Annotated in this window: 24 protein-coding genes and 1 pseudogene; 12 read left to right on the plus strand and 13 right to left on the minus strand. The window is 70.3% G+C overall.

The features are described from left to right. Nucleotides 1–168 precede the first annotated feature (168 nt). Together OG322_RS03095 and OG322_RS03100 are read left to right on the plus strand one after the other, a co-directional pair. Nucleotides 169–585, plus strand: a complete 417-nt coding sequence (locus OG322_RS03095) for an SsgA family sporulation/cell division regulator (RefSeq protein ID WP_123464415.1) — start codon at nt 169–171, stop codon at nt 583–585. A 319-nt stretch (nt 586–904) separates the two neighbouring features. Continuing rightward, nucleotides 905–2,536 carry an ABC-F family ATP-binding cassette domain-containing protein gene (locus OG322_RS03100; protein ID WP_123464413.1) on the plus strand — a complete coding sequence of 544 codons (1,632 nt, stop codon included), beginning with the start codon at nt 905–907 and terminating at the stop codon, nt 2,534–2,536. 72 nt (nt 2,537–2,608) lie between these two features. Here the strand turns inward: OG322_RS03100 and OG322_RS03105 are convergent, their stop codons facing one another. Then, nucleotides 2,609–2,815, minus strand: coding sequence for a hypothetical protein (locus tag OG322_RS03105; RefSeq protein WP_241200303.1), 207 nt, complete (start codon nt 2,813–2,815; stop codon nt 2,609–2,611). 126 nt (nt 2,816–2,941) lie between these two features. Between OG322_RS03105 and OG322_RS03110 the strand changes: the two genes are divergently transcribed. From OG322_RS03110 to OG322_RS03125, 4 genes are all read left to right on the plus strand, one after another. After that, the gene (locus OG322_RS03110; protein WP_323179770.1) at nt 2,942–3,124 is read left to right on the plus strand and encodes a Scr1 family TA system antitoxin-like transcriptional regulator; all 183 of its coding nucleotides are present in this window, start codon (nt 2,942–2,944) and stop codon (nt 3,122–3,124) included. A gap of 9 nt (nt 3,125–3,133) precedes the next feature. Next, nucleotides 3,134–3,325 carry a hypothetical protein gene (locus OG322_RS03115; RefSeq protein ID WP_123464411.1) on the plus strand — a complete coding sequence of 64 codons (192 nt, stop codon included), beginning with the start codon at nt 3,134–3,136 and terminating at the stop codon, nt 3,323–3,325. 277 nt (nt 3,326–3,602) lie between these two features. Further along, a complete protein-coding gene (locus tag OG322_RS03120) occupies nt 3,603–4,577 on the plus strand; it encodes an acyl-ACP desaturase (RefSeq protein WP_329306005.1) in 975 nt (324 codons plus the stop codon). 119 nt (nt 4,578–4,696) lie between these two features. Next, nucleotides 4,697–5,608, plus strand: coding sequence for a chitosanase (locus tag OG322_RS03125; RefSeq protein ID WP_123466352.1), 912 nt, complete (start codon nt 4,697–4,699; stop codon nt 5,606–5,608). 84 nt (nt 5,609–5,692) lie between these two features. Here OG322_RS03125 and OG322_RS03130 read toward each other — a convergent pair whose 3' ends face one another. The 9 genes and pseudogenes from OG322_RS03130 to OG322_RS03170 all read right to left on the minus strand — a co-directional run bounded on the left by OG322_RS03130 (nt 5,693) and on the right by OG322_RS03170 (nt 12,863). Further along, on the minus strand, nt 5,693–5,947 hold the full coding sequence (locus OG322_RS03130) for a WhiB family transcriptional regulator (protein WP_123464407.1): 255 nt from the start codon (nt 5,945–5,947) through the stop codon (nt 5,693–5,695). Nucleotides 5,948–6,035: 88 nt separating this feature from the next. Beyond that, a complete protein-coding gene (locus tag OG322_RS03135; RefSeq protein ID WP_123466350.1) occupies nt 6,036–6,821 on the minus strand; it encodes a VOC family protein in 786 nt (261 codons plus the stop codon). A gap of 139 nt (nt 6,822–6,960) precedes the next feature. Further along, complete coding sequence (locus OG322_RS03140) at nt 6,961–8,034, minus strand: LLM class flavin-dependent oxidoreductase (RefSeq protein ID WP_124285697.1); 1,074 nt, start codon at nt 8,032–8,034, stop codon at nt 6,961–6,963. A 4-nt stretch (nt 8,035–8,038) separates the two neighbouring features. After that, nucleotides 8,039–8,926: an ABC transporter substrate-binding protein gene (locus tag OG322_RS03145; RefSeq protein ID WP_123464402.1), complete on the minus strand. Its 888-nt coding sequence runs from the start codon at nt 8,924–8,926 to the stop codon at nt 8,039–8,041. Next, nucleotides 8,927–9,685, minus strand: a complete 759-nt coding sequence (locus tag OG322_RS03150) for an ABC transporter ATP-binding protein (protein ID WP_123464400.1) — start codon at nt 9,683–9,685, stop codon at nt 8,927–8,929. Continuing rightward, nucleotides 9,682–10,566 carry an ABC transporter permease gene (locus tag OG322_RS03155; RefSeq protein ID WP_123464397.1) on the minus strand — a complete coding sequence of 295 codons (885 nt, stop codon included), beginning with the start codon at nt 10,564–10,566 and terminating at the stop codon, nt 9,682–9,684. Before OG322_RS03155 ends, OG322_RS03150 begins: the two co-directional genes overlap by 4 nt. Then, a pseudogene (locus OG322_RS03160) lies at nt 10,563–11,584 on the minus strand (NrtA/SsuA/CpmA family ABC transporter substrate-binding protein). Before OG322_RS03160 ends, OG322_RS03155 begins: the two are co-directional and overlap by 4 nt. Continuing rightward, nucleotides 11,581–12,609, minus strand: a complete 1,029-nt coding sequence (locus OG322_RS03165; RefSeq protein ID WP_329306006.1) for an ABC transporter substrate-binding protein — start codon at nt 12,607–12,609, stop codon at nt 11,581–11,583. Before OG322_RS03165 ends, OG322_RS03160 begins: the two are co-directional and overlap by 4 nt. Before the next feature lie 143 nt (nt 12,610–12,752). Beyond that, nucleotides 12,753–12,863 (minus strand): putative leader peptide, encoded by a 111-nt coding sequence (locus tag OG322_RS03170; RefSeq protein ID WP_311309001.1) that lies wholly within the window; start codon nt 12,861–12,863, stop codon nt 12,753–12,755. 195 nt (nt 12,864–13,058) lie between these two features. Here OG322_RS03170 and OG322_RS03175 point away from each other — a divergent pair, with 195 nt between their 5' ends. The 3 genes from OG322_RS03175 (at nt 13,059) to OG322_RS03185 (ending at nt 16,820) form a co-directional block, all read left to right on the plus strand. Beyond that, the gene (locus tag OG322_RS03175; protein ID WP_123464391.1) at nt 13,059–13,841 is read left to right on the plus strand and encodes an IclR family transcriptional regulator; all 783 of its coding nucleotides are present in this window, start codon (nt 13,059–13,061) and stop codon (nt 13,839–13,841) included. Between the two features lie 106 nt (nt 13,842–13,947). Continuing rightward, a complete protein-coding gene (locus OG322_RS03180; RefSeq protein ID WP_329306007.1) occupies nt 13,948–16,176 on the plus strand; it encodes a DEAD/DEAH box helicase in 2,229 nt (742 codons plus the stop codon). Nucleotides 16,177–16,247: 71 nt separating this feature from the next. After that, nucleotides 16,248–16,820 (plus strand): SMI1/KNR4 family protein, encoded by a 573-nt coding sequence (locus OG322_RS03185; protein WP_266410604.1) that lies wholly within the window; start codon nt 16,248–16,250, stop codon nt 16,818–16,820. 255 nt (nt 16,821–17,075) lie between these two features. On the opposite strand, the gene OG322_RS03190 is transcribed toward OG322_RS03185, so the two are convergent. Further along, entirely contained in the window at nt 17,076–18,131 is a 1,056-nt protein-coding gene (locus OG322_RS03190; RefSeq protein ID WP_329306008.1) for a multicopper oxidase domain-containing protein, read from the minus strand. A gap of 261 nt (nt 18,132–18,392) precedes the next feature. Here OG322_RS03190 and OG322_RS03195 point away from each other — a divergent pair, with 261 nt between their 5' ends. Both OG322_RS03195 and OG322_RS03200 read left to right on the plus strand, forming a co-directional pair. After that, nucleotides 18,393–20,885 (plus strand): ThuA domain-containing protein, encoded by a 2,493-nt coding sequence (locus OG322_RS03195; RefSeq protein WP_329306009.1) that lies wholly within the window; start codon nt 18,393–18,395, stop codon nt 20,883–20,885. Beyond that, nucleotides 20,882–23,119 (plus strand): OmpL47-type beta-barrel domain-containing protein, encoded by a 2,238-nt coding sequence (locus OG322_RS03200; RefSeq protein ID WP_123464382.1) that lies wholly within the window; start codon nt 20,882–20,884, stop codon nt 23,117–23,119. Before OG322_RS03195 ends, OG322_RS03200 begins: the two co-directional genes overlap by 4 nt. A 20-nt stretch (nt 23,120–23,139) precedes the next feature. Here OG322_RS03200 and OG322_RS03205 read toward each other — a convergent pair whose 3' ends face one another. Then, entirely contained in the window at nt 23,140–24,240 is a 1,101-nt protein-coding gene (locus OG322_RS03205) for an ABC transporter permease (RefSeq protein WP_123464380.1), read from the minus strand. Next, nucleotides 24,237–25,247: a non-homologous end-joining DNA ligase gene (ligD, locus tag OG322_RS03210; RefSeq protein ID WP_124286131.1), complete on the minus strand. Its 1,011-nt coding sequence runs from the start codon at nt 25,245–25,247 to the stop codon at nt 24,237–24,239. Before ligD ends, OG322_RS03205 begins: the two co-directional genes overlap by 4 nt. A gap of 97 nt (nt 25,248–25,344) precedes the next feature. Between ligD and OG322_RS03215 the strand changes: the two genes are divergently transcribed. Then, complete coding sequence (locus OG322_RS03215; RefSeq protein WP_329306010.1) at nt 25,345–26,409, plus strand: ATP-dependent DNA ligase; 1,065 nt, start codon at nt 25,345–25,347, stop codon at nt 26,407–26,409. The last annotated feature ends 12 nt before the right edge of the window (nt 26,410–26,421 follow it).

Here is a 26,421-nt window from a genome sequence, read left to right on the forward strand (position 1 = left end):
CCGCGCGCCGTCCAGGGTGCGCAGCCCGGCAACGGGCACATGATCAGGATGCGGGGCCCGGTGAGCGGTGACGCAGCTCACTCGGTCCCCGGGTGCACGGATCGGCGACTTCCGTCGTCTGTATCAGTGCCGGGAACCCGTTCATCCGGTCGCGAAAGGGAGCAGGTCTTGTCCATCGTTATCGAGCAGTCCGTACAGGCCCGCATGGTGGCGTCCGCGCCGCAGATGGAAACACTTCCCGCCGTCCTGCAGTACGACCGCACGGACCCCTTCGCGATCCGCATGGCCTTCCCCGCACCCGCGACACTGGAGGGCACCGAGGTGTCCTGGGAGTTCTCCCGGGAACTGCTCACGGCGGGAATGGACACACCGGCGGGCGTGGGCGACGTACGGATCAGGCCCTTCGGCTACGACCGCACGGTTCTGGAGTTCCACGCCGCCGAGGGCATCGCGATGGTGCACGTGCGCACGGCCGACCTGCGCCGGTTCCTGCGGCGGACACAGCAGCTGGTGCCCGCCGGTGCCGAGCACCGGTTCCTGGACCTGGACCGGAGCCTGACGGATCTGTTCGGCGGCTCCCGCTGACCCGGCCCCCGCGGGTACGGCGGTCAGGGACCCGATCCCGTTAATTCGTTTGCCCCGCCCGTGAGCCGGGCGTAGCGTCTGCGATGTCCTTGTCGTCGCCGATCGGAGTAGGACGTTGCTCGTCTGAGGTCTTGAGACACCGTGTTGCGCGCCGTGTCATGTCTGTACATGTCCGCGTGCCCGAGTGTGACCTCAGCTCTTCGAGCCGTCCTCCGTGACCAGGGCCTTCCTCCACACCCCCGGAATCCTTCCGTGGAACGCCAGTGACCGGTGTCTCATCCCGTTGCCCCTGACCTTCCTCGCAACCGGGAGATTCCTAGTGTCAGCTCCACTCGCACACCTCACCTGCTCGTCGCTCTCCTTCGCCTGGCCCGACGGCAGCGAGGTCTTCGACGACTTCCATCTCACCGTGGGGCCCGGCCGTACGGGTCTCATCGGTATCAACGGCGCCGGCAAGTCGACCCTGCTGCGGCTGATCGCCGGCGACCTCACTCCGGCCGCGGGCCAGGTCAAGGCCGCGGGCGAGATCGGCTACCTGCCGCAGAATCTGGTCCTGGACACCGCGCTGCGGGTCGACGCGACCCTGGGCATCGCCGCGACCCGTGAGGCGCTGCACGCCATCGAGGCGGGCGACGTCGGCGAGGAGCGGTTCGCGGCTGTCGGTGACGACTGGGACGTGGAGGAGCGGGCCCGTGCCACGCTCGACCAGCTCGGTCTCCGGCACATCGGGCTCGACCGCACCATCGGTGAGATGTCCGGCGGGGAGTGCGTGCTGCTGGGACTGGCCGCGCTGCTGCTGGCCCGGCCGGACGTGCTGCTGCTCGACGAGCCGACGAACAACCTGGATCTGTACGCACGGGAACGGCTGTACGCCGCGGTCGACGCGTGGACCGGGGTGCTCGTGGTCGTCAGTCACGACCGGGAGCTCCTGGAACGCGTCGATCAGATCGCCGATCTGCGGGGCTCCGAGGTCACCTGGTACGGGGGAAACCTCTCGGCGTACGAGGAGGCGCTCGCCGTGGAGCAGGAGGCCGCCGAGCGCATGGTGCGGGTCGCGGAGGCCGATGTGCACCGGCAGAAGCGCGAACTCGCCGACGCCCAGGTCAAGCTGGCGCGACGCAAGCGCTACGGACAGAAGATGAACGACCAGAAGCGCGAACCGAAGATCGTCATGGGCGCCCGCAGGCGCGCCGCGCAGGAGTCGGCGGGCAAGCACCGCATCATGCACACCGAGAGGCTGGCCGAGGCCAAGGAGCGCCTGGACGACGCCGTCGAGGCGGTGCGCGACGACGACGAGATCCGGGTCGAGCTGCCGCACACCAAGGTCCACCCGGGCCGCGGCGTGCTGGTGCTGCGCGATCTGGAACTGGCTTACGGGGCACGGGTCCAGGGCTCGTTCGAGGTGCGCGGTCCGGAGCGCATCGCACTGGTGGGACGTAACGGAGCGGGCAAGACGACGCTGCTGCGGACGCTCGTCGGTGAGCTGGCACCGGTGTCCGGCGAGGCGGCGGTACAGCTCCCGACGCGGTTTCTGCCGCAGCGGCTGGACGTGCTCGACGACGGGCTGAGCGTGGTGGAGAACGTGGCGCGGTTCGCACCGGATGCCACGGACAACGCGATCAGGGCGCGGCTGGCACGTTTCCTGTTCAAGGGGGCACGGGCGGACCGGCCCGCGGGAACCCTCTCGGGCGGGGAACGGTTCCGTGCGGCTCTGGCCGCGCTGCTGCTGGCCGAACCGGCACCTCAGCTGCTGATGCTGGACGAACCGACGAACAACCTGGACCTGGCGAGCGTGCGCCGGCTCACGGCGGCACTGGATTCGTACGAGGGAGCGCTCATCGTGGCGAGCCACGACGTGCCGTTCCTGGAGTCACTCGGAATCACGCGCTGGCTGCTGCTCGACGGCGAGCTCAGGGACACCACGGCCGAGGAGGTGCGGGCAGGAATGTGAGTACGGAGCCGGGAGGGCTGTGCGGGGGCTGGGGATGGAGTAACGCCCAGGTCTTGGAGCCACCGGACGCCGTCAGCGCGAGTGGACCCGGAGCAGCATCTCCCGGTCCGGGGTGAACCGGTAGGCGGCGGCGACCAGTTCCGACGTGGCGAGAACCGCGGTGTCACAGAGTTCCGCGAGGTCGTGCCGGATGAGCAGATCGCTCACGGCGCGGCGGGCGAGGCCGACGCAGAAAGCACCGCCGGGCAGGGCGAACGAATAGCTCAGATTGTCCGCCATCGGCGGATGGGACCCGGCGGGGGCGAGAGCCGGGAGACAACGCAGTGCGCCCTTCATCAAGGTACTCACGCTTCCGGTACATGTGGTGACGGCCACACGGCGGCATGGTCGCCCCGTGTGAGACTTATGCTACCGACCGTAGTGCCTCAGCTCGATACAGTGCAGCTCGATTCCTCGCACGGCTCGATGCTGCTGGATGCCGATATGCAACTGCGGCGCTATCGGGGCCTGTTGGACCGGCTTCGTACGCTCGCGCTACCCGTCGAGGAATCACGCGACTTCATCCGACGTATAGCCCAGGACCTCTGAGGAGAGACCATGAACGACATCTACTGGGACGAGGCATTCTGCAGCGAGGGGGCGAACTGCTTCCGTTTCGGACTGGACGACCAGGGCCGCGCCTACATCGGCTCCACCACCGACAGCGCCACCCACGCCAGCGACTCCGTGGAGGCGCTGCGGGCGCTGATCTCCGCGGTGAAGTCCGGCGCGGCGGACCATCTGCTCTGATCCCCGACCGGCCGGCCGAGCCCCCTGTGCGCCTGCGCTCCGAGTACGCCGACTGTTCGGAGCCCAACACCACCAGGGCCGGGCCCGGCTTTTCCTCTGTCTGAGGCCCTCCCCCACAGCCGACCTGACCCTCTGTATATACGCCTGACCTGCGCATATGACATAAAGTATCCGGTCATCGCCCGGGCGGGCTTGGCTCTGGCCTTACCGCCGCTTTAACCTACGGTCTCGTAACCTACGAAGCCGTAGGTAATTCTCCCGTCCCCAGGAGCTCCCCGTGACGATCACCTCTCCCCACCTCGGCAGTTCACCGGCGTGGACTGACGCCCAACTGCTGTACGCGCTGGAAGAGGTGGTGGAGAAGGAACTCAACCGCCATCTCAAGGTCGCCAAGGACTGGATGCCCCACGAGTACGTGCCGTTCTCCGACGGCCGGAACTTCCCCGGCATCTTCGAGGACGGCCAGGCCTGGGAGTCCGAGCAGTCCAAGGTCACCGACATCGGCAAGATCGCCCTGGTCGTGAACCTGCTGACCGAGGACAACCTCCCCAGCTACCACCACGAGATCGCCTCGCTCTTCGGCCGCGACGGTGCCTGGGGCACCTGGGTGCACCGCTGGACGGCCGAGGAGGGCCGGCACGGCATCGTGATGCGCGACTACCTGCTCACCTCGCGCGCCGTGGACCCGGACAAGCTGGAGCAGTTCCGGATGGCGCACATGGCGGAGGGCTTCGAGTCCGACAACCGCCACTCGATGCTGCACTCCGTGGCCTACGTCGCCTTCCAGGAGCTGGCGACCCGGGTGTCCCACCGGAACACCGGCCACCAGTCGGGCGACCCCGTCTGCGACCGGATGCTGGCGCGGATCGCGACCGACGAGAACCTGCACATGGTGTTCTACCGCAACCTCCTGGGCGCGGCCTTCGAGCTCGCACCGGACCTGACCATGCAGTCCGTGCGCGATGTCGTCGTGAACTTCCGGATGCCCGGCCACGGCATGCCCGGCTTCGAGCGGGCCGCCGCGCAGATGGCGATCGGCGAGATCTACAACATGCGCATCCACCACGACGACGTCATCCAGCCGGTGCTGCGGTACCTGAAGGTGCTGGACATCGACGGGCTGGGCCCGGAGGGCTTGAAGGCGCAGGAGGAGCTCGGTATGTACATGAACGGGCTGGACAGCGAGGCGTCCAAGTTCGACGAGAAGCTGGCCTCGCGCAAGGCGCGGATGGCGGCCCGGGCCCAGGCCTGACGGCCCGCACCACGTGACCCCGCCGGGGGCGGACCCCTGCGGCCCGCCCCCGGCGGATGTGCAGGTGGGGTGACCCCTCGGCGCGGACGTGCGAACCGTACTCTGTGCCGGTGAAACCTCTGACGCGTTTCGTTCTCTTCGCCGCGCCGATAGCCATCGCCGCCTCCATACTCTTCAACGGCGGTGGCGACGATCCCGAGCTGCCCGCCGACTCACCCGCGGCTGCGGACCCGGCCGACTCCTCGGTGGGCCCCGATCCGTACGCCGCCGCCAACGACGAGGAACGCCGTCAACTGGACGAGCGCGTCGCGGCGATGCCGGCCGGGCTGGACGCGCCGGCGAAGCGCGAGCTCGCCTGGAAGCTGCTGGCAAGCTCGGAGAGCTCGACACTGGACTGGCGCGGCCAGTACGCCACGATCGACGACAACGGCGACGGCACCGGCTACACGGCCGGGATCGTCGGATTCTGCTCCGGAACGCACGACATGCTCACGTTCGTCGAGGCGTTCACCAAGGACCACCCGGACAGCCCGCTGACGCCGTTCGTCCCGGCCCTGCGCAAGGTCGACGGCACCGGCTCGCACAAGGGCCTCGACCCCGGCTTCACCGCCGCGTGGAAGAAGTCGGCCACGGACCCGGTGTTCCGTGCCGCGCAGGACCGGGTCCGGGACAAGCAGTACTTCGAGCCGGCCGTGCGGCTGGCCAAACTGGACGGGCTCGGCACCCTGGGCCAGTTCATCTACTTCGACGCCATGGTGCTGCAGGGCCCCGGAACGGCCCCGGACGGCTTCTACGGAATCCGCAAGGCAGCGCTGGCCGAGGCCGACACGGTCGACGAGGGCGGCGACGAGAAGGCCTATCTGGACGCCTTCCTGGACGCCGCGCGAGCCGTGATGAAGTCGAAGAAGAACCAGCACGACACCTCGCGCATCGACACGACGCAGCGGGAATTCCTGTACGACGGCAATCTGGCGCTGAAGCCGCCGCTGACCTGGAAGATGTACGGCGAAACGTTCCACGTCGCGTCCTGACGCGGGCGCCCGGTCCGGGCCGGCGGCGCGGCGTCCCGGTTCAGGCCCCCGCCGCAGGCCCCTGTTGACCCGGGCGGAGCGGGATCACGCCTGGTCGCGTCCGACTCTGCGCAGCCGGTCCCGCTCCTTCTCGGAGAGGCCGCCCCACACGCCGAAGCGCTCGTCGTTGTCGAGGGCGTAGTCCAGGCAGGCCAGGCGCCCTTCGCAGGCGTTGCAGAGCTGCTTGGCCTCCCGGGTGGAGCTGCCGGGGGCGGGAAAGAAGAACTCGGGCCCCGCTTGCGCGCACAGCGCCGTCTCCTGCCAGGCGAGAGCGGGGTCGATCGAGGTGTTGATCAGCATGGGGCACACAGTGCCCTGCCGCGATAAACGACTGATCAACGATCCATCAACCAGCGGGCCGGGCCGCCGCCACCCGGCCGGCGGGCGTCTACGCGCTCTTGATCACGGCGAACGGCGCACCGTGGGGATCGGTGACGTTGGCGAACCTGCCCACGCCCTCCATCTCCAGCGGCTCCAGTGTGAGCTTGCCGCCCAGCCGCTCGACCTCCGCCGCCGTGGCGTCGCAGTCCTCGACCTCGATGTACGGCAGCCAGTGCGGCCCCCTTACCGCCCGTACCGGCACGGCGTCGAGCGGGACGAGCCCGCCGAAGGAGGTCTCTTCGCCGCCGCCCGCGGTCCGGATCATCGTGTACGAGCCTCCGCCGCCCGGATAGGGCACCTGGCTGCTCTCCCAGCCGAGGACGGCCCCGTAGAACGCCGCGGCGGCCGGGACGTCGGGGGTATACAGCTCCGCCCAGCAGAGACTGCCGGGGTCCCCGACGACTCCGAGTCCCGCAAGCCCCTTCGGCTGCCAGACGCCGAAGTACGCCCCGGCGCGGTCGGTGAATCCGCCCATCCGGCCGAACTCCAGCACGTCCATCGGGGCGAACAACGCCTTCCCGCCCGACTTCTCCACCACCCGCGCGGTGGCGTCGGCGTCCGACGACTGGAAGTACACCGACCACGACGGCTTCGCCTGCTCCTCGGTGACCGTCATCACGCCCCCGACGGACTTCCCGTCCAGCGTGAACATCCCGTACCCACCGGTCTCGGGCCCCCCGGCCTCGTACCCCCAGCCCAGGAGGGCGGTGTAGAAGGCCGTGGCCCCATCGAGATCCGGGGTGCCGAGATCCATCCAGTTGGGGGCTCCGTCAACAAAACGGGTGGTGAGCATGGTGCTCTCCTTCGGTGGTCCGTTCTCGGACACATTGGGGTTCCTCCCCATGTGTCCGAGTCTTGCACCGGGCACGGACAACCGCAGTCCGTCAGCCACCGTCCCTCCCACGGTGCCCTGCACCGTGGGAGGGAGCCCCTCAGCGTGTGACGTCCAGCGCCGGAAGCACCGTCTCGGCCACCCTGTAGGCCTCTTCCAGCAGCGGGTTGCCGGAGAGGATGAAGGTGTCCACACCCAGGTCCTCGAACTCCTTGAGCCGTTCGACGACCTGCGCGGTGGACCCCACCACGGCCGTTCCGGGGCCGGGGCGGAAGAGACCCATGCCCGGCCACATGTTCGGGTGCACCTCCAGCTCCCGGGCGTGCGCGGGGACCTTGCCGCCGTGCTGGCGGAACTGCCGCTGCCAGCCCACCCCGTCCTCGCCCGCCCGGTTACCGAGCTGACGGGCGTACGTGGCGTCGCTCGTGACGTCGAGGAGCCGGTCGGCCGCGGCCCAGGCCTCGTCCTGCGTGTCCCGGACGATGAGGTGCAGCCGCAGCCCGATCCTGAGCGTGCGGCCGTACGCGGCGGCCCGCGCCCGGACCGTGTCCAGCTTCTCCTTCAGCAGGTGCGGGGGCTCGCCCCAGGTCAGGAAGACATCGACGTGTTCGGCCGCCATCTCGATGCCGGGGCCGGACGAGCCGCCGAACCAGAGCGGGATGTGCGAGTCCTGGACCGGCTTCAGCTCGCGGAAGGAGGAGCCGGCGTTCTTCAGGTCGTAGAAGCGGCCCTTGTGGTCGAACACCTCACCGGCCGTCAGCCGCTTCACGATCGACCAGTACTCCGCGCTCAGCTCGTACCGTTCGTCGTGCTCCACATGGAGGCCGTACTCCTGGAGGGATTTGGTTGAACCATTGACCACATTGAAGCGCAGCCGGCCTCCGAAGAGGGTGTCGAAGCTGAGCGCCATCTTGGCCAGCAGGGTCGGAGAGATGAGCCCGGGGTGGACGGCGAGCAGCGGCTTGAAGCGGGTGCTGGTCGACGCGGCGAGCGCGCTGCCGAGCGGCCAGACGTCGTACAGGTCGGTGGCGAGCAGCGCACCGCTGTAGCCGAGCCGCTCGACCGTTCCGGCCAGCTGGGCGAGATAGCCCAGGTCGACCGGGCGCCGCCCCTCGGGTTCCCAGGGATAGGAGCCCTCGCGCGGGATGATGTACCAGAGGACTTCGGTCGCCATGTCGTCACACCGCCTTTTCCGCGGCCGGGCGGACCCGGGCGTGGTCGACGGTGACCGGCCGCTCGATGAAGCCGGTGCGGTGGAAGATGTCGGCGGCCTCCTGCTGCTCGGCGATGAACGCGTCCGTGACCGGTTCGATCGTCCAGGGCAGGGATTCGAGCGCGGTCTCCCAGTCGTCCGCCGATCCGCCCAGATCGGCGGAGGCGATCTCGGCCGCCTGCCGGGGGTGGGCCGCCGCCCATTCGTCGGCGCGGCTCAGCGCCCGGGTCAGTGCCTCGATGACCTCGGGCCTGGATTCCGCGAGGTCCCGGCGGGTGAAGAAGACGGAGCGGTCGCTGATGACGTCGCCGGTACGGATCAGGGTCCGCAGGCCGCCGGTGCGCCGGGCGGCGGCCAGCCGGTCGCCCTGGGCGACCCAGGCCGCGATCTCTCCCGTGCGCACCAGCTGTTCGCTGTCGTCGTTGCTGCGGACGGCGGTGATGTCGTCGGCGTAGGACAGCCCGGCGTCGTCGAGGGCCTTGGCGATCAGATGGGTCTGCCAGGAGCCGATCGCGAGGTGCACGGTCGAGCCCTTGAGGTCGGCGACCGTGCGCACCGGGCTGTCCTCGGGGACGAGGAGCGCGCCGTGTTCGGGGCGGGGGGCGGAGACCGCGGTGTAGACGATGTCGTGGCCGGCGGCCTGGGCGGTGATCGGCGGGGTCGATCCGGTGCCGCCGAAGTCGATGACGCCCCGGGTCAGGAGCTCACCGGTACGCACGCCGTTGGTGTACGGGTGGAAGACGACGGTCTCGCCCAGCGGGGCCAGCTCCTCCTGGGCGAAGCCCAGACGAGAGAGGTGGTACAGGTGGTAGAGGGACGGGTTGCTGCTGTGGACACCGATGGTCAGGGTCATTCAGATCACTCCGGCTTCGGCACGGTCGGGGGATGGGATGGGCTTCGGGGCGGTCTCGACCCCGAGGTCGTCGAGCAGGCGCCGGCGCAGGGACGCGAACGCGGGATCGCCGGGGTCGCGCGGCCGGGCGACATCGACGGTCTCGTCGGTGACGAGCCGCCCGTCGCGCAGGACGGCGACCCGGTCGGCCAGCCGTACGGCCTCGTCGACGTCGTGGGTGACCAGCAGAACGGCCGGCCGGTGCCGGCGGCACAGCTCGCCGACCAGGTCCTGCATCTTCAGCCGGGTCAAGGCGTCGAGCGCGGCGAACGGCTCGTCGAGCAGCAGGAGTTCTGGTTCACGCACCAGGGCTCGGGCGAGTGCCACGCGCTGGGCCTCACCCCCGGAGAGAGTCCCCGGCCAGGCCTCGGCGTGACGTTCCAGACCGACCTCGGCCAGTGCCCGGAGCCCGTGCGCGGACCGGCTGCGCGGCAGCGCGACCGTCACATTGGCGAGGACCTTCTTCGAGGGGACGAGGCGGGGCTCCTGGAAGACGACGGTGCGGGCCTCCGGAACGAGCACCTCTCCCCCGTCGGCACCGTCGAGAGCGCCCAGGATCCGCAGCAGCGTCGTCTTGCCGCTGCCGCTGGCGCCCAGCAGGGCGACGAACTCCCCGCGGGCGATGTCGAGCCGCAGTCCGTCGAGGACGGCCCGGTCGCCGAAGACCCGGCGCAGGCCCCGTACCCGTACGGCGGGGGCGGAGGTCGTACGGGCGGTCATCGGGCCACTCCCTGCGGGGTGCGCCAGGGCATCAGCACGCGTTCCAGCAGCCGTACCAGGATGTCGGCGGTCAGTCCCAGGAGCCCGTAGACGAGGATGCAGACGGCGAGGATGTCGGTGCGGGCGTAACTCTGGGCCTGGGACATCAGATAGCCGATCCCGGCGGTGGCGTTGATCTCCTCCGCGGCGATCAGCGCGATGACGCTGAGTGTCATGGAGAGCCGCAGCCCGGCGAGCAGGGACGGCAGCGCGCCGGGAAGGACGACTTCGCGGACGAGGGCGAGGCGGCCCATGCCGAAGCTCCGCATGGCCTCGATGAGTTTCGGGTCGGTGTTACGCACCCCGCTCGATGTCGACACGTACATCGGGAAGGTGGTGGCGACGGCGATGAGCAGGATCTTGGCCGTCTCGTTGATCCCGAACCAGACCATGAACAGCGGCACGAGGGAGAGGAAGGGGATGGTGCGCAGGGTCTGGAGCGAGGAGTCGAGGAGTTCGTCGCCGAGCCGGGTGAAGCCGGTGGTGATGCCGAGCGTCAGCCCGGCGGCGAGGCCGATCAGAAGGCCGAGTCCGGAGCGGGTGAGGGAGGTGGTGAGGGCGTCCGGCAGCTGTCCGTTGCCCCACAACTCGCCCACGGCCCGGAGAACTTCGCCGGGGGATGCCAGTACGTCGGCGGTGAGCAGTCCGGTCGCGGAGGCCACCCACCACAGGGCCAGCAGTGCCACCGGACCGATGGTGCGGACGGTGAGCGCGTAGCCCCGGCTGCGGGCACTGCGGAGCTGGGGGCGCGGCACGACGAGGCCGGCGGGCGGGGCGGTCGTTCCGCTCGGCCCGACGCGCCGCCGGACGGGTCCGGCCGGTTCGGCGGTGGTGTCGCTCATGTCAGCTTCCCGATGTCCAGCAGGTGCGCGGCGACATCGACCTCGGACTCGGTGACCTTCTGCTCCGCGTAGAACGCGGCGACGGCCTTGAAGCGTTTCGTGTCCTGCGGGCCGATGGGCTCGACCGTGCCGCCCTTGGCGGTGAACTCCATCTGGACCGCCTTGGCCTTTCCGGTGACGGCGGTCGGGCCGACGTCCGTGAAGACATTGAGGTACGCGGCCGGGTTCCGCTTCTCCTTGGCACCGGCCTCGTGGAGGTACTGGTAGAGGGCCTTCACGACCTCCGGGTGCTGCTCGGCGAAGTCGGTCCGTACGGCGTTGAGGCTGTAGTTGTCGGAGCCGATCGCCGCACCGTCGGCGACGAAGTGCGCCTTTCCGCTGCCGATCTCGGCGACCGCGTAGGTGGCCCAGACGGCCCAGGCGTCGACCTTTCCGGCATTGAAGACCGCCGCGGTCTGATCGGGCCGCAGATAGACCCGGGTGACCTTGTCCGCCGGGACGCCGGCCTTGGCGAGGGCCTTCAGCAGCAGGTACTCGCCCGTGCCGCCCTGATTGACGGCGACCTTCCTGCCGACCAGATCCGCGACCGAGCCGATCCCCGAGCCGTTCCTGACGAGGATGCCCTCCCCCGCCGCGTCCGGGGCCACGGCGGTGAAGAACTTGAAGCCGGGCCGCTGGGCGAGCGAGGTGATGCCGGAGGTGATGGAGCCGGTCGCGATGTCCAGCTGGTCGGCGTTCATCGCCTGGGCGGCCGGGGCGAAGGGGCCGGCGCTGCCCGTCCACCGCACCTCGGCGCCCACCGCGGACAGGGCCTTGTCCAGGCTGCCGTCCTTCTTGCCGAGGGCGAGCACACCCGAGTTGCCGGGGTCGGGATGCGGACGGACACGGTGGCACCGCCGCCGGAACCCGTGCCCGCGCCGTCTGCCGCCGAAGTCCCGCAGGCGGTGAGGGCGACGAGCGCGGTGATGCTGAGGAGCGCCGGAGCGAGCGTCGTACGCAGTGATCGGGGGAGATTCATGGTGAGGGGGTCCTCTGTGCTCTTGGGGTGGAAGTACGGCGGGCCAGCTCGGTCGCGCGGCGCAGGGGTTCGGGGTCGGCCCAGGCCGCGACGTCCACGGGCTCGGGCAGGAACCCGTGGGCGCGCAGCCCGGCCTCCTGCGCGGCGAGCAGGTCGAGGCGTTCGGCCGGCAGCCCGGGGTGGAGGGTGAGATGGGTGCCGGGCCGGTAGGCCCCGGCGACTCCGTCGGCCCCCGCCCCGGTCTCCGCACCGAGGATGCGGTCGACCTCGGCGGGCTGTCCGGCGGCCCAGTCGGCGGCCCTGAGCAGCACGGCGAGGAAGCGGTCGACGAGGCCGGGATGGTCGTCGAGGAGCTGCTGGTGGACGGTGATGGGGCGCGGGGTGCCGTTGTTGACCCGGAACCGGGGATCGGGCAGTTCGTCGAGCTCGACGGCCACCTCCGCACCGGCCCGGCGGGCCGCCTCGACGGCCAGCGCGCCCTTCACGTACACGGCGTCGACGTCACCGCGCCGCAGCGCGGCCAGTTCGGCCGCCCACTGGCCCTGGTGTCCGGCGGCCGGTACGTCGACGGGCACGGCGTCGTCGAGCGCCAGCCCGGCGGAGGCGAGCGCCCCCTCGAAACCGCGCAGTGCCATGGCCCGCCAGAAGTCGATGGCGATGTCGTGCTGCGGCACGGCGAGCCGAAGCCCGCGCAGTGCGGCGGCGCCCCGGATCGCGGAGCCGGGCGCGACCAGCACGGTCTGCCGTTCCTCGATCCAGGTGAGCCCGACCAGCCGGGTCCGCTCGCCACGCGAACGGGCCCACAGGGCGGGCACGTTGCCGCCCTCCCGGAAGAGTCCTGGCAGGGCGTGGGTGTAGTGCGCGGCGCGGTCGGCGTCCGGGGCGGCCTCCTGGAGGGAGCGCACGGCGATGCCGTCGGCGGCGAACTCGTCGGTGAGCCAGTGCCGGTCGGCGGCGATGCCGGTGGCGGTGGGTACGGGACAGCGGGTGAACCAGAGCGTCCGGGGCAAGGCGGCGTGCGTCATGGGGTGTTCCCGAGGATCGGTGAAGCGGGGGGGGCGGGCGTGGCGCGTACGTCCCGGATCAGGACAGCGCGTACCGCAAGGGCGCGGCCCCGAGCCAAGGCGACGCGGGAGGCCGGGGGAAGGGCAGGGGGAGGGTGGAGAGGTCAGCGACAGGCGGCGCTGGACACGCGGGCCAGGTCGATGTGACGGCGCAGCGTGAGGGCGAGCGGGACCGGAGCGGCGTGGGCGGGGGTCGCGGTTCGGCGGCCGGCCATGGCACTGCTCCCTTCAACTCGTCGGTGGTGACGGGCCGCAGCCTGCCACGGACAGGATCCGGCCCACAACTCGCCTCCCATGATGTGGGACGGAGCATGAACGCAGTGTTTCCCGGGAACGATTGATGCCTGTACGCCTCCCGTAATGTGGCAATCTCAGGCACCGCATTCCTCACGAGCGGAGAGTGAGCCCCCATGACCGAGGCCGCCGCAGTACGCGCTCCCGGCGGAGCGCAGGCGGTACAGCGCGCCCTGGACGTCCTGCACTGTTTCCACGACAACGGCCCCGACCTGAGCGCGTCGGACCTCGCCCGCCGACTCGCCCTGTCGGTCTCCACGGCCCACCGGCTGGCCCGTACCCTGCTCGCCGCAGGTTTCCTGGAGCAGGACGCGCACACGTCGCGCTACCGGCTCGGGCCCGCCGTGACGGAGCTCGGCCGTCTCTCGTACCACCGGCGCGGGCTGCATCTGGCCGCCCCCGAACTGGCGGATCTCGCCGAGCGCACGGGCGCGACCGCCGACCTGGCGCTGCGCAGCGGGCCTCATGCGGTGATCGTCGCGGGCGGTTCGGTGACTCCCAAGGTGGGGCTGCGCCGGCCGCTGCACTCCACCGCGCTGGGCAAAGTGCTGCTGGCCTGGGCGAGGCCGGGCGAGGGCGGTCCCTCCTCGCTGCCTCCGCTGCCCGCGTTCACCGACCGCACGATCGTCGAACCGGCGGCCCTGGAGGCGGAACTGGCCCGGGTGCGTTCCGACACCTACGCCGTCAACGACGGGGAGTCGGCCCATGGGGTACGCACCCTGGCGGTGCCGGTGCTGGACGGCGCCGGACACGCCCGCTTCGCCCTGGCGGTGCGGGCCACCCCGTCGGTGATCACCGACGGGCGCACCGACTGGTTCCTGACGCAGGCACGCTCCTGCGCCCGCGCCCTGGAGGTCCTGCTGCTGTCACCGGTGGAACGGCGGTCGCCCGCGCGCTGAGCCGCCGCGTCCGTGCCGGTTGTCAGCAGCGCATGGGACGATACGAGTCGCTCCGGTCGGCTGCCGGACGGAGCGGTGGTGAGACTGCGGGGGACAGAGGACGTACATGACTGAGGCCGGGTCCACGGAGGGCGGGGCGACGACCGGACGGGCGGCCCGTGAGCTGCTCGCGCGGGCCGAGGGGCTGCTGGGCGCGGCACGCGGGGTGCTGGCCGATCACGGCCGCGCCGTCGATGCCGTGCGTGCTGCGCTGGACCCCCTGCTCGACGCGCTCGTCCGCGACGAGCTGTCGGCCATCCCGGCGTCCCGGCTCAAGGACGTCACCGAGGGCCGGCTGCGCATCGGCGCGGTCGAGCAGGCCGGTTTCACGACCGTCGGGCAGGTGCACGGGGCGAACCGCTACGAACTCCGCCAGATCCCCGGGGTCGGTGCGCAGACCGCCGACCAGGCGCTCGCCGCGGCGGGCCAGATCGCCCACGCCGTTCGGGACACGGTCACGGTGCGGATAGCCGTGGAATCCCCGGACGACGCCACGACCGCCCTGGTCACCGCGTTGTACCGGCTGGTCGAGGCAGGGCCGGATGTGCGGCGGGCCGTGGACGGCGCGCGGGGTGTGACCGAGCGGCTGGATCCGCTGCTGGCCGCGGCGGCGCCCGCGAGGGGGCGGCTGCGGATGCTCTTCACCCGGCGGCCGGTCCGGGCGCAGGCCCTGGCCGCTGTCGCCGCCGCCCGGGCGGTGATGGCCGATGCGGCGGAGCGTGAACTCCCGCTGCTGTTCGGGCAGGTGTCGGTCGACCTGCTCCGCGATCCGGACTCCGCGGTCGCGGCCTGGGTCGACTTCGAGGTCCGCTCCGCCGAGTACTACAGCCTGCTCGCCGAGATGTCCGGCACCGGACCCGACCGGGACGCGGCCGAGGGGTTCCTGCCGTCCGGGATCGCGGACCGGGTGCGCGGGCTGCGGCTGGACGACGCCCGGCTGCGGGTGTCGTTGCGTGGCTACCAGTCGTTCGGGGCCCGGTTCGCGCTCGCGCAGAAGCGGGTGATCCTCGGCGACGAGATGGGGCTCGGCAAGACCGTCCAGGCCATCGCCGCGCTGGCGCATCTCGCGGCCCGGGGCGAGACCCACTTCCTGGTGGTCTGTCCGGCGAGCGTGCTGATCAACTGGACGCGGGAGGTCCGGGCCCGCTCCACGCTGCGCGCACTGCCCGTGCACGGTCCGGAGCGGCAGGGCGCGTTCGCGGAGTGGCGCGAGGCCGGCGGGGTCGCCCTCACCACGTTCGACGCCCTGCACACGCTGCCCCTCGCGGGCGACTGCGGCATACGGCCCGGAATGCTCGTGGTGGACGAGGCCCACTACGTCAAGAACCCCGCCACCCGCCGCTCCCGTGCGGTGTCCGGCTGGTCACAGCGGACCGAGCGGGTGCTGTTCCTGACCGGTACGCCGATGGAGAACCGGGTGGAGGAGTTCCGCAGCCTCGTCCGCCAGCTCCAGCCCGAACTGGCCCCGTCGATCAGTACCGGTCACGGCGCCGCCGGATCGCAGGCATTCCGCCGGGCCGTCGCTCCCGCCTATCTGCGCCGCAACCAGCAGGACGTTCTCACCGAACTCCCGGCGCTGGTGCAGGTCGACGAGTGGGAGGAGTTCAGCGCGGCCGATCTGCTGGCCTACCGCGAGGCGGTGGGTACCGGGCAGTTCATGCGGATGCGCCGGGCCGCGTACGCCTGCCCGGCCACCTCCGCGAAGCTGAACCGGCTGCGCGAGCTGGTCGCGGAGGCCGCGGGCAACGGACTGAAGGTCGTGGTGTTCTCGTACTTCCGTGAGGTGCTGGAGACGGTCCGGCAGGCCCTGGGCGAGGGCGTGTTCGGCCCGCTGTCGGGGAGCCTGCCGGCCGCCCGGCGCCAGGAGCTGATCGACGGCTTCACCGCGGCGGACGGCCATGCGGTCCTGCTGAGCCAGATCCAGGCCGGTGGAATCGGGCTCAACATGCAGGCCGCCTCGGTCGTCATCCTCTGCGAACCGCAGATCAAGCCGACGATGGAGCACCAGGCGGTGGCCCGCGCCCACCGGATGGGCCAGATACGCACGGTCCAGGTGCACCGGCTGCTCGCCGCGGACAGCGTCGATCAGCGCCTGCTGGACATCCTGGCCCGCAAGGAGCGGCTGTTCGACGCGTACGCACGGCGCAGCGATGTCGCCGAGACGACGCCGGACGCCGTGGACGTGTCGGACGGGTCGCTGGCCCGCCGGATCGTCGAGGAGGAACAGCAACGTCTCGCGGCGGGCGCGGAGACGGAGGCTGACGCCGGGAGCCCGGCCCCGGGGGCCGGTGTCTGACGACCTCACGGGTCGTTCCCGAGCACCGGCACATCCGGGGCCTTGTCACAGCGAGGTGGTATCCATACCGGATGAACGGTGATCAAGCTGTCCAAGCCGAGCCGGCGGTGCTCCGTGCGGCGTTCGACGTCGATGACGAGGGCCAGAACAACGGCGAGTCCGCCCTTGGCTGGGAGGCAGTCCACGCCTTCGAGTCCGCACACGAAATCGTGCTGCCCGAGCCGTACCGGAGCTTCGTTGCCGAGATAGCGGACGGTTCGTTTTCGGGGCCGCCCGCGTACGGACTGCTACCGGTTGCGGAGCTGCCGGACGACTGGGGCGACGACGGGCAGGACCGCGTCCTGAGCAAGCCGTTCCCGCTGACGACGGCATGGATGTGGGAGGAAGACCCGGACCGGGCCGAGGATGCCGACGAGATCCTTGAGCAGGTCTACGACCACGGCTCGATCGTGCTCGGCACGGACGGGTGCGCGATGAACTGGCATCTCGTCGTCGCCGGACCTCACAGAGGGCACGTCTGGCTGATCACTGACGTCGGCGCCGCCCCTTTCGGTGAGCAATTCGGTTTCACCACCGGCGAATCGGGCTTTGCCGGCTGGGTCAGGCACTGGGCGGCGAACAAGCCCTGGTACGACACCGCGTGACTGAATCAGGGCCCGCCCGCGGACCGTGGCGCCGCACCCACAGGCCCCGCAAACCGGCGGCGGGAAGCGGTCCGCGCCCAGGGCCTGCGGTACGAGCCGCCCCGGCCGGACACCCTGCGCCTCGCGGCGTGGGCGTCCGGCTCCCGTCCCCTGTGGGAGCCGCTCCGGGCCGTCCCGCCGCCGCGCGGGCCGACCGCCTTGTCCTGAGCGGTCCCACGGCCGAGGCAGGGGCAGCGGGCACGGCCCCGCCGCCCTTCAGTGGCTGTCGTGCGAGGCGGTCTTGTCCGATGTCTTGGCGTCCGATGTCTTGGCGTCCGGCGTCTTGGCGTCCGGGGTCTTCGCGTCGTGCGAGGACATGGAGTGCGCCTCGTGCCCCGGCACCGTCCCGTCGGCCTTGGCGACCAGCAGCATCCCGGCCATGCCCATGTCGGAATGGCTCTGCACATGGCAGTGGTACATCCACGCGCCCGCGCCCACGTGTTCACCCGCGATGACCTGGAAGCCGAAGGAGTCCGCCGGTCCGACGATCTTCGTGTCGATGACCCGGGTCGGGTCGTCGGGTCCGGTGAGCAGGCCCGTACGGTTGTCCGCCCAGCGGTGACCGTGCACATGGAACGTGTGGTAGTAATCGCCGTGCGTGATCATGACGACTTCGAGCCGGTCCCCCACCGTGGTTTCGAAGTCGGGGCTCTTGTCGGCGGGCTTGTTGTTGATCAGCATGTCGTTGAAGACGATCGTGATCGTCTTGTCCGGCAGGATGTCGCCCTTGCGGCGGACGATGACCGGCCCGTACAGCCCCTTGCGAATGCCGCCCGTGCCGTGGTCGGTGCCGACGACGTGGTCGTGGTAGTGCCAGTAGCCCGCGCTGCCCGCCTGCCAGGTGCCGTCCTTCCTCCGGCCCGGGGCATGGGTGCGCCAGGTGTAGGTGCGCGTGTCGCCCGGTTCGACGATGCTCTTGTTCATCCGCGTGCCGTCGCTGGCGATGTCGTAGTCGACGCCGTGCGCGTGGAGACTGGCCGCCACGTCCATCGTGTTCTCGAACTCGATGTGCAGGGTGTCGCCCTCATTGATCTCGATGAGCGGACCGGGGATCGACGCCTTGCCCTTCTCGAACCCGTACCCCATCGAGCCGTCCGGCAGCTTCTCCGCGTACATCTTGAGGTGCCGGACCACCCCGCCCGCCGGCGCCGTCCGGGGCGGGTTCTCGGCCGAGGTGGCCTCGATCGCACCAAGGGACAACGATGTCACGCCGGTTGCCGCCGCCACCCCGCCGCCCATCAGAATCCGCCGGTTGAAGCTGCGTCGATCCATGTCGAACTCCCCACTTTCGGACGGGTGTTGCGGAGAAATCCAAGCCAACTACGGCACGCGGCGCGGAGGCACGCAGGTCATTGCGGTCGAGGCCGTCGGGCACGGGTGACCTCGGGACGGGCCATACGGTAGCCCGGGGATCTTCGTTTATCCACACTAAGGACAAAGTTCGTGCGATTGCTGCCATAGCTATTGGCGAGTCGCGAAAAGAGGTCTAGCTTCATGCGCTGTTGCAGTGACCAAAGAGGGGTGGGTGACCACATGCAGCGCACACCACATCACAGGTCCAGATCGCGACGCGGACTTGCGGCGGCCGTAGCGGCCGGCGCACTGACCGCATCCCTGCTCGGCGGCAATGCCGCCAGTGCCAGGCCGTATCCCGGACCGCACGAGTCCATGGCGACAACGTTGTCCCTTCCGACGCCGCCCGGCGGCGCGAACGTGAAGGTGCTGGTGTTCCACGCCTCCGCGTCCGAGGAGTCCCCGACGGTCGACGCCGGAATAGCGGCGATCGAGAAGATCGGGCTCACCGGTCCGGAGGCGGGCCGCTTCAAGACCGTGGCCAGTGACGACCCGGCCGTCTTCACCAACGGCAAGCAGCTCGGCAAGTACAACGCCGTCGTCTTCCTGACCGGCGGCGGCGACGTCCTGGACCCGGAGCAGGAGGCCGGCCTGGAGGCGTACATGGAGGCCGGCGGCGGCTTCCTCGGCATCCATGACGCGGCGCGGACCGAGCCGTACTCGGACTGGTTCACCGGACTGGTCGGTGCCCGCCCGGCGGCCGGCAGCCCCACCTCCGTACAGCGTGCGACGGTGGAGATCGGCGACCGGGAGCACCCGGCCACCAAGAACCTCCCGCTGGAGTGGAAGCGTCCCGACAAGTGGCTGAACTGGAAGGAGAATCCGTCCGGCGACGTGCACACCGTGGCGCGCGTCCGGGAGATCACCTACAAGCCCGGGGCCGGCGCCAACGGCTGGGACCACCCGGTCTCCTGGTGCCGTGACTACGACGGCGGCCGGTCCTTCTACACCGCGATGGGCGGTACGGTCGACAGCTTCGCGGAGGCCGACTTCCGTGACCACCTGCGCGGCGCGCTCGACTGGACGACCCGGATCTCGCAGGCCGACTGCAAGGCGACGATCACCTCCAACTACACGGCGGAGCGGGTCACTCAGCCCAACAAGCCCGGTCAGAACGACCAGATCGGCGAACCGCACGGGATGGTGACCGCCCCCGACGGACGCGTGCTGTACATCGGCCGCGGCGGCGCCGACAGCAGCGTGCCGGTCGTCACCGACTGGGCCGACCCGAACGTCGGCAAGGGTCTGGGCCAGATCCACGTCTACGACCCGAAGACCAAGAAGGTCACCCTCGCCGGAGAGCTGACGATCTTCGGCAACAAGGGCGGCGGTGACGAACTGGTCAAGGTCGAGGAGGGTCTGCTCGGTATCGAACTCGACCCTGACTTCGAGAAGAACGGCTGGGTGTACCTGCACTACACACCCCACGACAAGATCGACCGCGACAAGCAGATGGCGGTCCGTCAGGTCTCCAGGTTCACCATGGACCTGGCCACCGACAAGCTGGACCTCTCCTCCGAGAAGGTGCTGCTGCACTGGCCGGTCCAGATCCACAGCTGCTGCCACGCGGGCGGCGGCATGGCCTGGGACTCCAAGGGCAACCTGTACATCGCGGCCGGTGACAACAACTCCTCCGGATTCAGCGACGGTTACTCGGGCAACAACCCCCAGCCCAACTACAAGGGCGTCTCGTTCGCCGATGCCCGGCGCACCGCGGGCAACACGAACAACCTCAACGGCAAGATCCTGCGGATCCACCCCGAGGACGACGGCACCTACACCCTGCCCGCGGGCAATCTCTTCACCGGCAAGGAGCCGGACGAGGGCGGGGGCAAGACCCGTGGCGAGATCTATGTGATGGGTGTGCGCAACCCGGCGAGGATCTCGATCGACAAGTCGACCGACACGCTGTACGCGGGCTGGGTCGGCCCCGACGCGGGCGCGCCGAGCACCACCTGGGGTCCGGCCAAGTACGACACGTTCGCCGCGATCACCAAGGCGGGCAACCACGGCTGGCCGTACTGCATGGGCAACAAGCAGCCCTACCGGGACCGCAATCTGCCCGATCCGAGCAAGCCGCTCGGCTGGTACGACTGCGACCACCCCAAGAACGAGTCGCCGAACAACGACGGTCTGGTGAACCTGCCGCCGATCACGTCCAACACCATCTGGTACTCGCCGCAGGGTGGCGGCGTGGACTACCCGCGCGACAAGAACGGCATCCCGAGCTACAAGGTGGAGGACCAGAAGGAACTCCTGCCCTGGCTCAAGGGCGGCGGCCAGGCCACGATGAACGGCCCGGTCTACCGGTACGACGCGGCGAGCACCAGCGCCGGAAAGTGGCCCTCCTACTGGGACGGCAAGTGGTTCGTCGGTGACTTCTACGACGACACTCAGCCGCGGCACGCCGTGCTCACCGACCCGAAGACGGTCGGCAAGGGCGGACTGCCCACGCACGCCGAGTCGCTCAAGAAGATCATCCCGGTCGGCGCGGACGGCATCCGCAACCTGATGGACTGGAAGTTCGCCCCGGACGGTTCGCTGTACGTCCTGGACTACGGGCGCGGCTTCTTCACCTCCGACTCCAAGTCCGCGCTGTGGCGCGTGACGTACAAGGGCGGCGCACCGACCCCGGCCGTCAAGGATCTGGCCAGGAAGGCGGCAGTGCAGTGAGACACCGTTCGATCTTCTTCCGAAGGCGGTCGCGGCCCGCCCGGCTGTGGCTCGCCCTGCTGGGGTCGTTCCTGATGGTGCTGGGACTGACCTCGACGGCGGCCTACGGGCGTACCGCGGCCCCGGTGGGCGCGGCGGCCGACCAGGTGCTCACCTGGACGGCCGGCAACCCCATCGACCACTATCTGTCCGCGCCGAAGACGGCGGTGGCCGGCAAGGCGACCATCGTCTTCGAGAACAGTGAGGGGACCGGGAACACCAGCGGGATGCCGCACACGCTGACCTTCAGCGTCTCGGACCCGGAGTTCAACAACGACGTGCCCCTGAACCTGCTGGCCAACCCGGGCGACGACCGGGGCGGCAAGCAGACCGCCGAGGTCACGCTCACCCCCGGCCGGTACTTCTACCACTGCACCATGCCGGGACACGAGGCGATGCAGGGCATCCTGACCGTGACCGACGGGGGCGGCGGTGAGGACACCACCGCACCCGCGACCTCGGCGAAGGTCGACGGCGACAAGAACGCCGACGGCGCCTACATCGGCCAGGCGACGGTCACCGTCGCCGCCACCGACGAGGGATCGGGCATCGACACCGTCGAGTACGCGGTCGGGGCCGACGGCGCCTGGCAGCCCTACACCGCGCCCGTCGTCGTGAACGAGGTCGGCGCGCACGCCATCCGCTACCGCGCCACCGACAAGGCGGGCAACGCCGCTGCCGAGAAGACGGCGGAGTTCACCGTCGCGGCACCGCCGACGGACGACACGACGGCGCCGGAGACCTCGGCGACCGTCTCCGGCGAGAAGGACGACCAGGGGCGGTACCTGGGCATGGCGACGGTCACCGTGACCGCCTCCGACACCGGGTCCGGCGTCAACACCATCGAGTACGCGCTCGGATCCGACGGTGCCTGGCAGCCGTACACCGGGCCGGTGATGGTGCACCAGGTGGGGGCGCAGAAGGTCCGTTACCGCGCCACCGACAAGGCGGGCAACGCTGCTGCCGAGAAGGCGGTGGAGTTCACCGTCGTGGAGCCGCCGACCAAGGACACGACGCCGCCGGAGACCTCCGCGAAGGTCTCGGGCGACAAGAACTCGGACGGCGCCTACCTCACCAGCGCCAAGGTGACGGTCACCGCGACCGATGCCGGCACCGGGGTGGACAAGGTCGAGTACTCCCTCGACGGCGGCCCCTACCTCGCCTACACCGCCACGGTCATCGTCGACCGCGTCGGCTACCACACCGTCGCCCACCGGGCCACGGACAAGGCGGGCAACACGTCCGAGGCGAAGCAGACGTCGTTCACCGTCGCGAAGAGCGGCGGCGTACCGGCGCCGAACTGCCCGGAGTTCGACGAGCGGCTCACCGTCATCGTGGGCACCGTCGACACCGGGGTCCCCAACCGCATCACCGGCAACCGCTGCACGATCAATGAGCTGATCGAGGACGAGAAGGACTGGTCGTCGCAGGCGCTGTTCCTCAAGCACGTCGACAAGGTCCTCGACCAGTTGCTCACCGCCGGGGTGGTCGACGCCCGCGAGCACAAGAAGATCTACAAGGCGGCCAAGCAGTCCGGGATCGGCAAGCCGGGCCAGGACGAGGGCTATCACAAGCTCTTCGACGGCACGGCCGCCTCCTTCGCCAAGTGGCAGCAGGTCGGCGGCGGGCAGTTCTCGCTCAACGAGGCGGACGGCTCGCTCAACAGCTCCACCACGGTGGACGGCATGGGCATGCTGTGGTTCCCGGGCCGGCAGTACGGGGACTTCTCGCTGAAGCTCCAGTGGCGGGACGACGCCCCCGGCACGGGCAACGCCAACGGCGGTGTGTTCGTGCGGTTCCCGAACGTCCACGACAACCCGGAGGAGTCGAATCCGGAGTGGGTCGCCATCAAGTACGGCCATGAGATCCAGATCAACGACCGGCCGGACGGCGACATGTACAAGACCGGTTCCGTCTACGGGTTCGACCGGGTGGGTCTCGGTGGCGCCGGGGTCACTCCCAAGGGCACCTGGAACGACTACGAGATCCGGGTGGTGGACCAGCACTACTCGATCTACCGCAACGGTGTTCTGCTCAATGAGTTCGACAACAACGGCGGTCAGCTCTTCGAGCCGCCGCGGGCCGACGACCCGGGGACCGACGGCCGGCGGTACGCCTCCGGCTACATCGGGCTCCAGGTCCACAGCACCTCGGACGTGATCTCCTACCGGGACATCCGGATCCAGGAGCTGTAGTCACGACGTCCGGGAGTGGTTCAGGTGGCCGCGGCCGCATGCTGAGGCATGTGGTCGCGGCCTCCCGGGTGCCGGTGGCGCCATACCCAGAAGACGGTGCAGGAGACCAGCGACCACGCCGCGAGCACCAGGAACGGGAAGATCCGCTGATGCCCCTGGTAGTAGACAGCGGTGTGCTGGGCGTTGACGGAGGCACCCGGGGGCAGCCAGCGCCCGATGTGTCCCAGCAACGACGGCAGCAGCGGCCAGGACACGGCTCCGCCGGAGGACGGGTTCCCCAGGAGCACCATCAATCCCCAGGTCGGGAGCATGGCCCAGCGCCCCATCAGGGTGTTGAACATGGTGAAGACCATGCCCGAGGTGAACATCGTGAACGCCAGGATCAGCCAGGACTCGAAGAAGGGCAGATCGACGGCGCCCAGCCACCAGTCCACCACCGCGGCGATGGAGAACGCGCCGAGCATCGAGTAGGCGATCGTGAACGCGATCCGTTCCAGCGGGGTCAGCGCGCGGGCGTGCACGCTCAGCTGGATGGAGCCTACGAAGCCGACGATGACGGCGGCGAGCGAGATGTAGAAGAGCGCGAGTCCGCGCGGGTCGCCCTTCTGGAGCGGTTTGACGTCCGTGACGGAGACGGGGACGCCGAGCCTGTCCCCCACCTTCACCGCGGACTCGGTGAGCAACTGGGCGACGGCGGCTCCTGAGGCGCCGGCCACATCGAGTGACACCCCCGCCCCGTGGAGCCGCACGATCGCGAAGACCTGCTGTTCCTCCAGTGCCTCGCGCGCCTCGGCGCCGGTGTCGTACCGGTGGACGTGCAGAGAGGTGTCGAGCGCCTCGTCCATCGCGGTGACGAACGCCCTGCCGCGGGCCGTCTCCTGGAGGCTGACCACGGCGGTCGGGATCTGGTGCGGGGTCGGGTTGGCCATCGCGTACGTGTACGAGCCGGCGAAGAGCCCGGCGGCGGCCGCGACGATGAGGAGCAGGACGGTCGCCGGGAAGTAGGGGGAATCCTTGTACGACGCCCACTTCTGGCGTCGGCTCAGCGGCCGGCCGTGCGCTCCGTGCGGCGGGGTGTGCTCGGATCCGGGCGGAGCCGGGCCGGAGCCGGGGTCGCTCATGCGTCGCCGTCCTGGTCGTGCCGGGCGCGGCTCGGCTGCACCCGCTTCGGTTCGCCGGGCATCTTCGGGTACTCCGGCGGGTACGGCATGTCGCCCAGCCCGCGCTCCTGCTCGTCGCGGTCGGCGAGCTCCAGCAGCCGGTCGAGCCGGAAGGCGTGCTCGTCCATGTCCGCGTGCACATCACCCGCCTCCGCGTACCGCACCGGCATGGTCCGGATGTCGAAGTCGCGCGGTTCCGCGTCGTCGATCTCCTCCCAGCGCAGGGGCGCCGAGACCGGGGCGTGCGGTCGGGGACGCACGGAGTAGGCCGAGGCGATCGTGCGGTCCCGGGCGGTCTGGTTGAAGTCGACGAAGATCCGCTCGCCGCGCTCCTCCTTCCACCAGGCGGTGGTCACCCGGTCCGGCATCCGGCGTTCCAGCTCGCGGCCCGCCGCGATGGTCGCCCGCCGGACCTCGGTGAAGGTCCAGCGGGCCTCGATGGGGACGAAGACATGGATACCGCGGCCGCCGGAGGTCTTGGGCCAGCCGCGCAGGCCGTGGTCGTCCAGGACGGAGCGCAGCTCGTGGGCGGCCCGCACCGCGTCGGCGTAGTCGGTGCCGGGCTGGGGGTCGAGGTCGATGCGCAGCTCGTCGGGATGGTCGGTGTCACCGCCCCGGACCGGCCACGGGTGGAAGGTGAGCGTCCCGAGGTTGGCGGCCCAGATGACGGCGGCCACCTCGGTGGGGCAGATCTCGTCGGCGGGGCGGCCACTGGGAAAGGTGATCTCGGCGGTGGGGATCCATTCGGGCAGGTTCTTCGGGGCCCGCTTCTGGTAGAAGAACTCACCCTCGACCCCGTCCACGAAGCGCTGGAGGGTGGTCGGCCGGTTGCGCAGGGCGCGGGTGATGCCGGGGCCCACGGCCAGGAAGTACTCGGCCACGTCCCTCTTGGTGTAGCCCTTCTCCGGGAAGTAGACCTTGTCCGGACTGGACAGCCGGACGGGCCGTCCGCCCGCGTCCAGCTCCACCGCTTTGCCCGCTGCTGCCATGTCGGCCACGGTAGGCCGGGCACACATATGGCGCATATCGGGAGACTCCGGCTGCCGGGCGGTCCACAATCGGGGCATGGATCTGCCGGTGATGCCGCCCGTGAAGCCGATGCTCGCCAAGTCCGTGTCCCGGATCCCGCCGGGGATGCACTACGAGGCCAAGTGGGACGGCTTCCGGGCGATCGTGCACCGGGACGGCGACGAGGTGGTGATCGGCAGCCGCACCGGAAAGCCGCTCACCCGCTACTTCCCCGAGCTGGTCACCGCGGTCCGGGACAGCCTGCCGGCCCGGTGTGTGATCGACGGCGAGATCGTGATCGCGTACGAGGGACGGCTCGACTTCGACCGGCTCAGCGAGCGCATCCACCCCGCCGACTCCCGGGTGCGGCTGCTCGCCGAGCGGACCCCGGCCAGTCTGGTCGCCTTCGACATCCTCGCGGTGGACGACGACTCGCTCCTGAGCACACGGCAGTCGGAACGCAGAACGGTGCTGGAAGCCGCACTGTCCGGCGTCTCGGCGCCCGTCCACCTCGCCCCGGCCACCACCGACCCGGCCGTCGCGCAGGAGTGGTTCGAACGGTACGAGGGGGCCGGTCTCGACGGGGTCGTCGCCAAACCGCTCGACCTGCCCTACCGGCCGGACACCCGGGTGATGTACAAGATCAAGCATGAGCGGACCGCCGACTGTGTGGTGGCGGGCTACCGCCACCACAAGAGCGGCCCGGTCGTCGGATCGCTGCTGCTCGGCCTGTACGACGAGGCGGGTGTCCTCCAGCACGTGGGGGTCTGCGCGGCCTTCCCGATGAAACGCCGCGCGGAGCTGGCCACCGAACTGGAGCCGCTGCTCACGGACTTCACCGGCCACCCCTGGGGGGCCTGGCAGGACGCCGAGGCGCACGAGCACGCCCGGCTGCCCGGCACCCCGAGCCGGTGGTCCGGGAAGAAGGACCAGTCGTGGGTGCCGGTGCGCCCGGAGCGGGTCTGCGAGGTGGGTTACGACCACATGGAGGGCGACCGGTTCCGGCACACGGCCCAGTTCCGCAGGTGGCGGCCGGACCGCACCCCCGACACCTGCACGTACGAGCAGCTGGAAGAGGTGGTGCGGTACGACCTGGCCGCGGTGCTCTCGACCGGTGGCTGAACCGGAGTGCCC

Source organism: Streptomyces sp. NBC_01260, from assembly GCF_036226405.1.
Classification (GTDB): Bacteria; Actinomycetota; Actinomycetes; order Streptomycetales; family Streptomycetaceae; genus Streptomyces; species Streptomyces laculatispora.

Bases quoted from the DNA above. Each gene is read 5' to 3' on its own strand.
- OG322_RS03185 (WP_266410604.1), top strand. From the start codon at position 16,248: ATGAACGGTGATCAAGCTGTCCAAGCCGAGCCGGCGGTGCTCCGTGCG.
- OG322_RS03205 (WP_123464380.1), bottom strand. From the start codon at position 24,240: ATGAGCGACCCCGGCTCCGGCCCGGCTCCGCCCGGATCCGAGCACACC.
- OG322_RS03170 (WP_311309001.1), bottom strand. From the start codon at position 12,863: ATGGCCGGCCGCCGAACCGCGACCCCCGCCCACGCCGCTCCGGTCCCG.
- OG322_RS03135 (WP_123466350.1), bottom strand. From the start codon at position 6,821: ATGCTCACCACCCGTTTTGTTGACGGAGCCCCCAACTGGATGGATCTC.
- OG322_RS03105 (WP_241200303.1), bottom strand. From the start codon at position 2,815: ATGGCGGACAATCTGAGCTATTCGTTCGCCCTGCCCGGCGGTGCTTTC.
- OG322_RS03175 (WP_123464391.1), top strand. From the start codon at position 13,059: ATGACCGAGGCCGCCGCAGTACGCGCTCCCGGCGGAGCGCAGGCGGTA.
- OG322_RS03180 (WP_329306007.1), top strand. From the start codon at position 13,948: ATGACTGAGGCCGGGTCCACGGAGGGCGGGGCGACGACCGGACGGGCG.
- OG322_RS03145 (WP_123464402.1), bottom strand. From the start codon at position 8,926: ATGACCCTGACCATCGGTGTCCACAGCAGCAACCCGTCCCTCTACCAC.
- OG322_RS03115 (WP_123464411.1), top strand. From the start codon at position 3,134: ATGAACGACATCTACTGGGACGAGGCATTCTGCAGCGAGGGGGCGAAC.
- OG322_RS03110 (WP_323179770.1), top strand. From the start codon at position 2,942: ATGCTACCGACCGTAGTGCCTCAGCTCGATACAGTGCAGCTCGATTCC.
- OG322_RS03165 (WP_329306006.1), bottom strand. From the start codon at position 12,609: ATGACGCACGCCGCCTTGCCCCGGACGCTCTGGTTCACCCGCTGTCCC.
- OG322_RS03195 (WP_329306009.1), top strand. From the start codon at position 18,393: ATGCAGCGCACACCACATCACAGGTCCAGATCGCGACGCGGACTTGCG.
- OG322_RS03190 (WP_329306008.1), bottom strand. From the start codon at position 18,131: ATGGATCGACGCAGCTTCAACCGGCGGATTCTGATGGGCGGCGGGGTG.
- OG322_RS03150 (WP_123464400.1), bottom strand. From the start codon at position 9,685: ATGACCGCCCGTACGACCTCCGCCCCCGCCGTACGGGTACGGGGCCTG.
- OG322_RS03215 (WP_329306010.1), top strand. From the start codon at position 25,345: ATGGATCTGCCGGTGATGCCGCCCGTGAAGCCGATGCTCGCCAAGTCC.
- OG322_RS03140 (WP_124285697.1), bottom strand. From the start codon at position 8,034: ATGGCGACCGAAGTCCTCTGGTACATCATCCCGCGCGAGGGCTCCTAT.
- OG322_RS03130 (WP_123464407.1), bottom strand. From the start codon at position 5,947: ATGCTGATCAACACCTCGATCGACCCCGCTCTCGCCTGGCAGGAGACG.
- OG322_RS03155 (WP_123464397.1), bottom strand. From the start codon at position 10,566: ATGAGCGACACCACCGCCGAACCGGCCGGACCCGTCCGGCGGCGCGTC.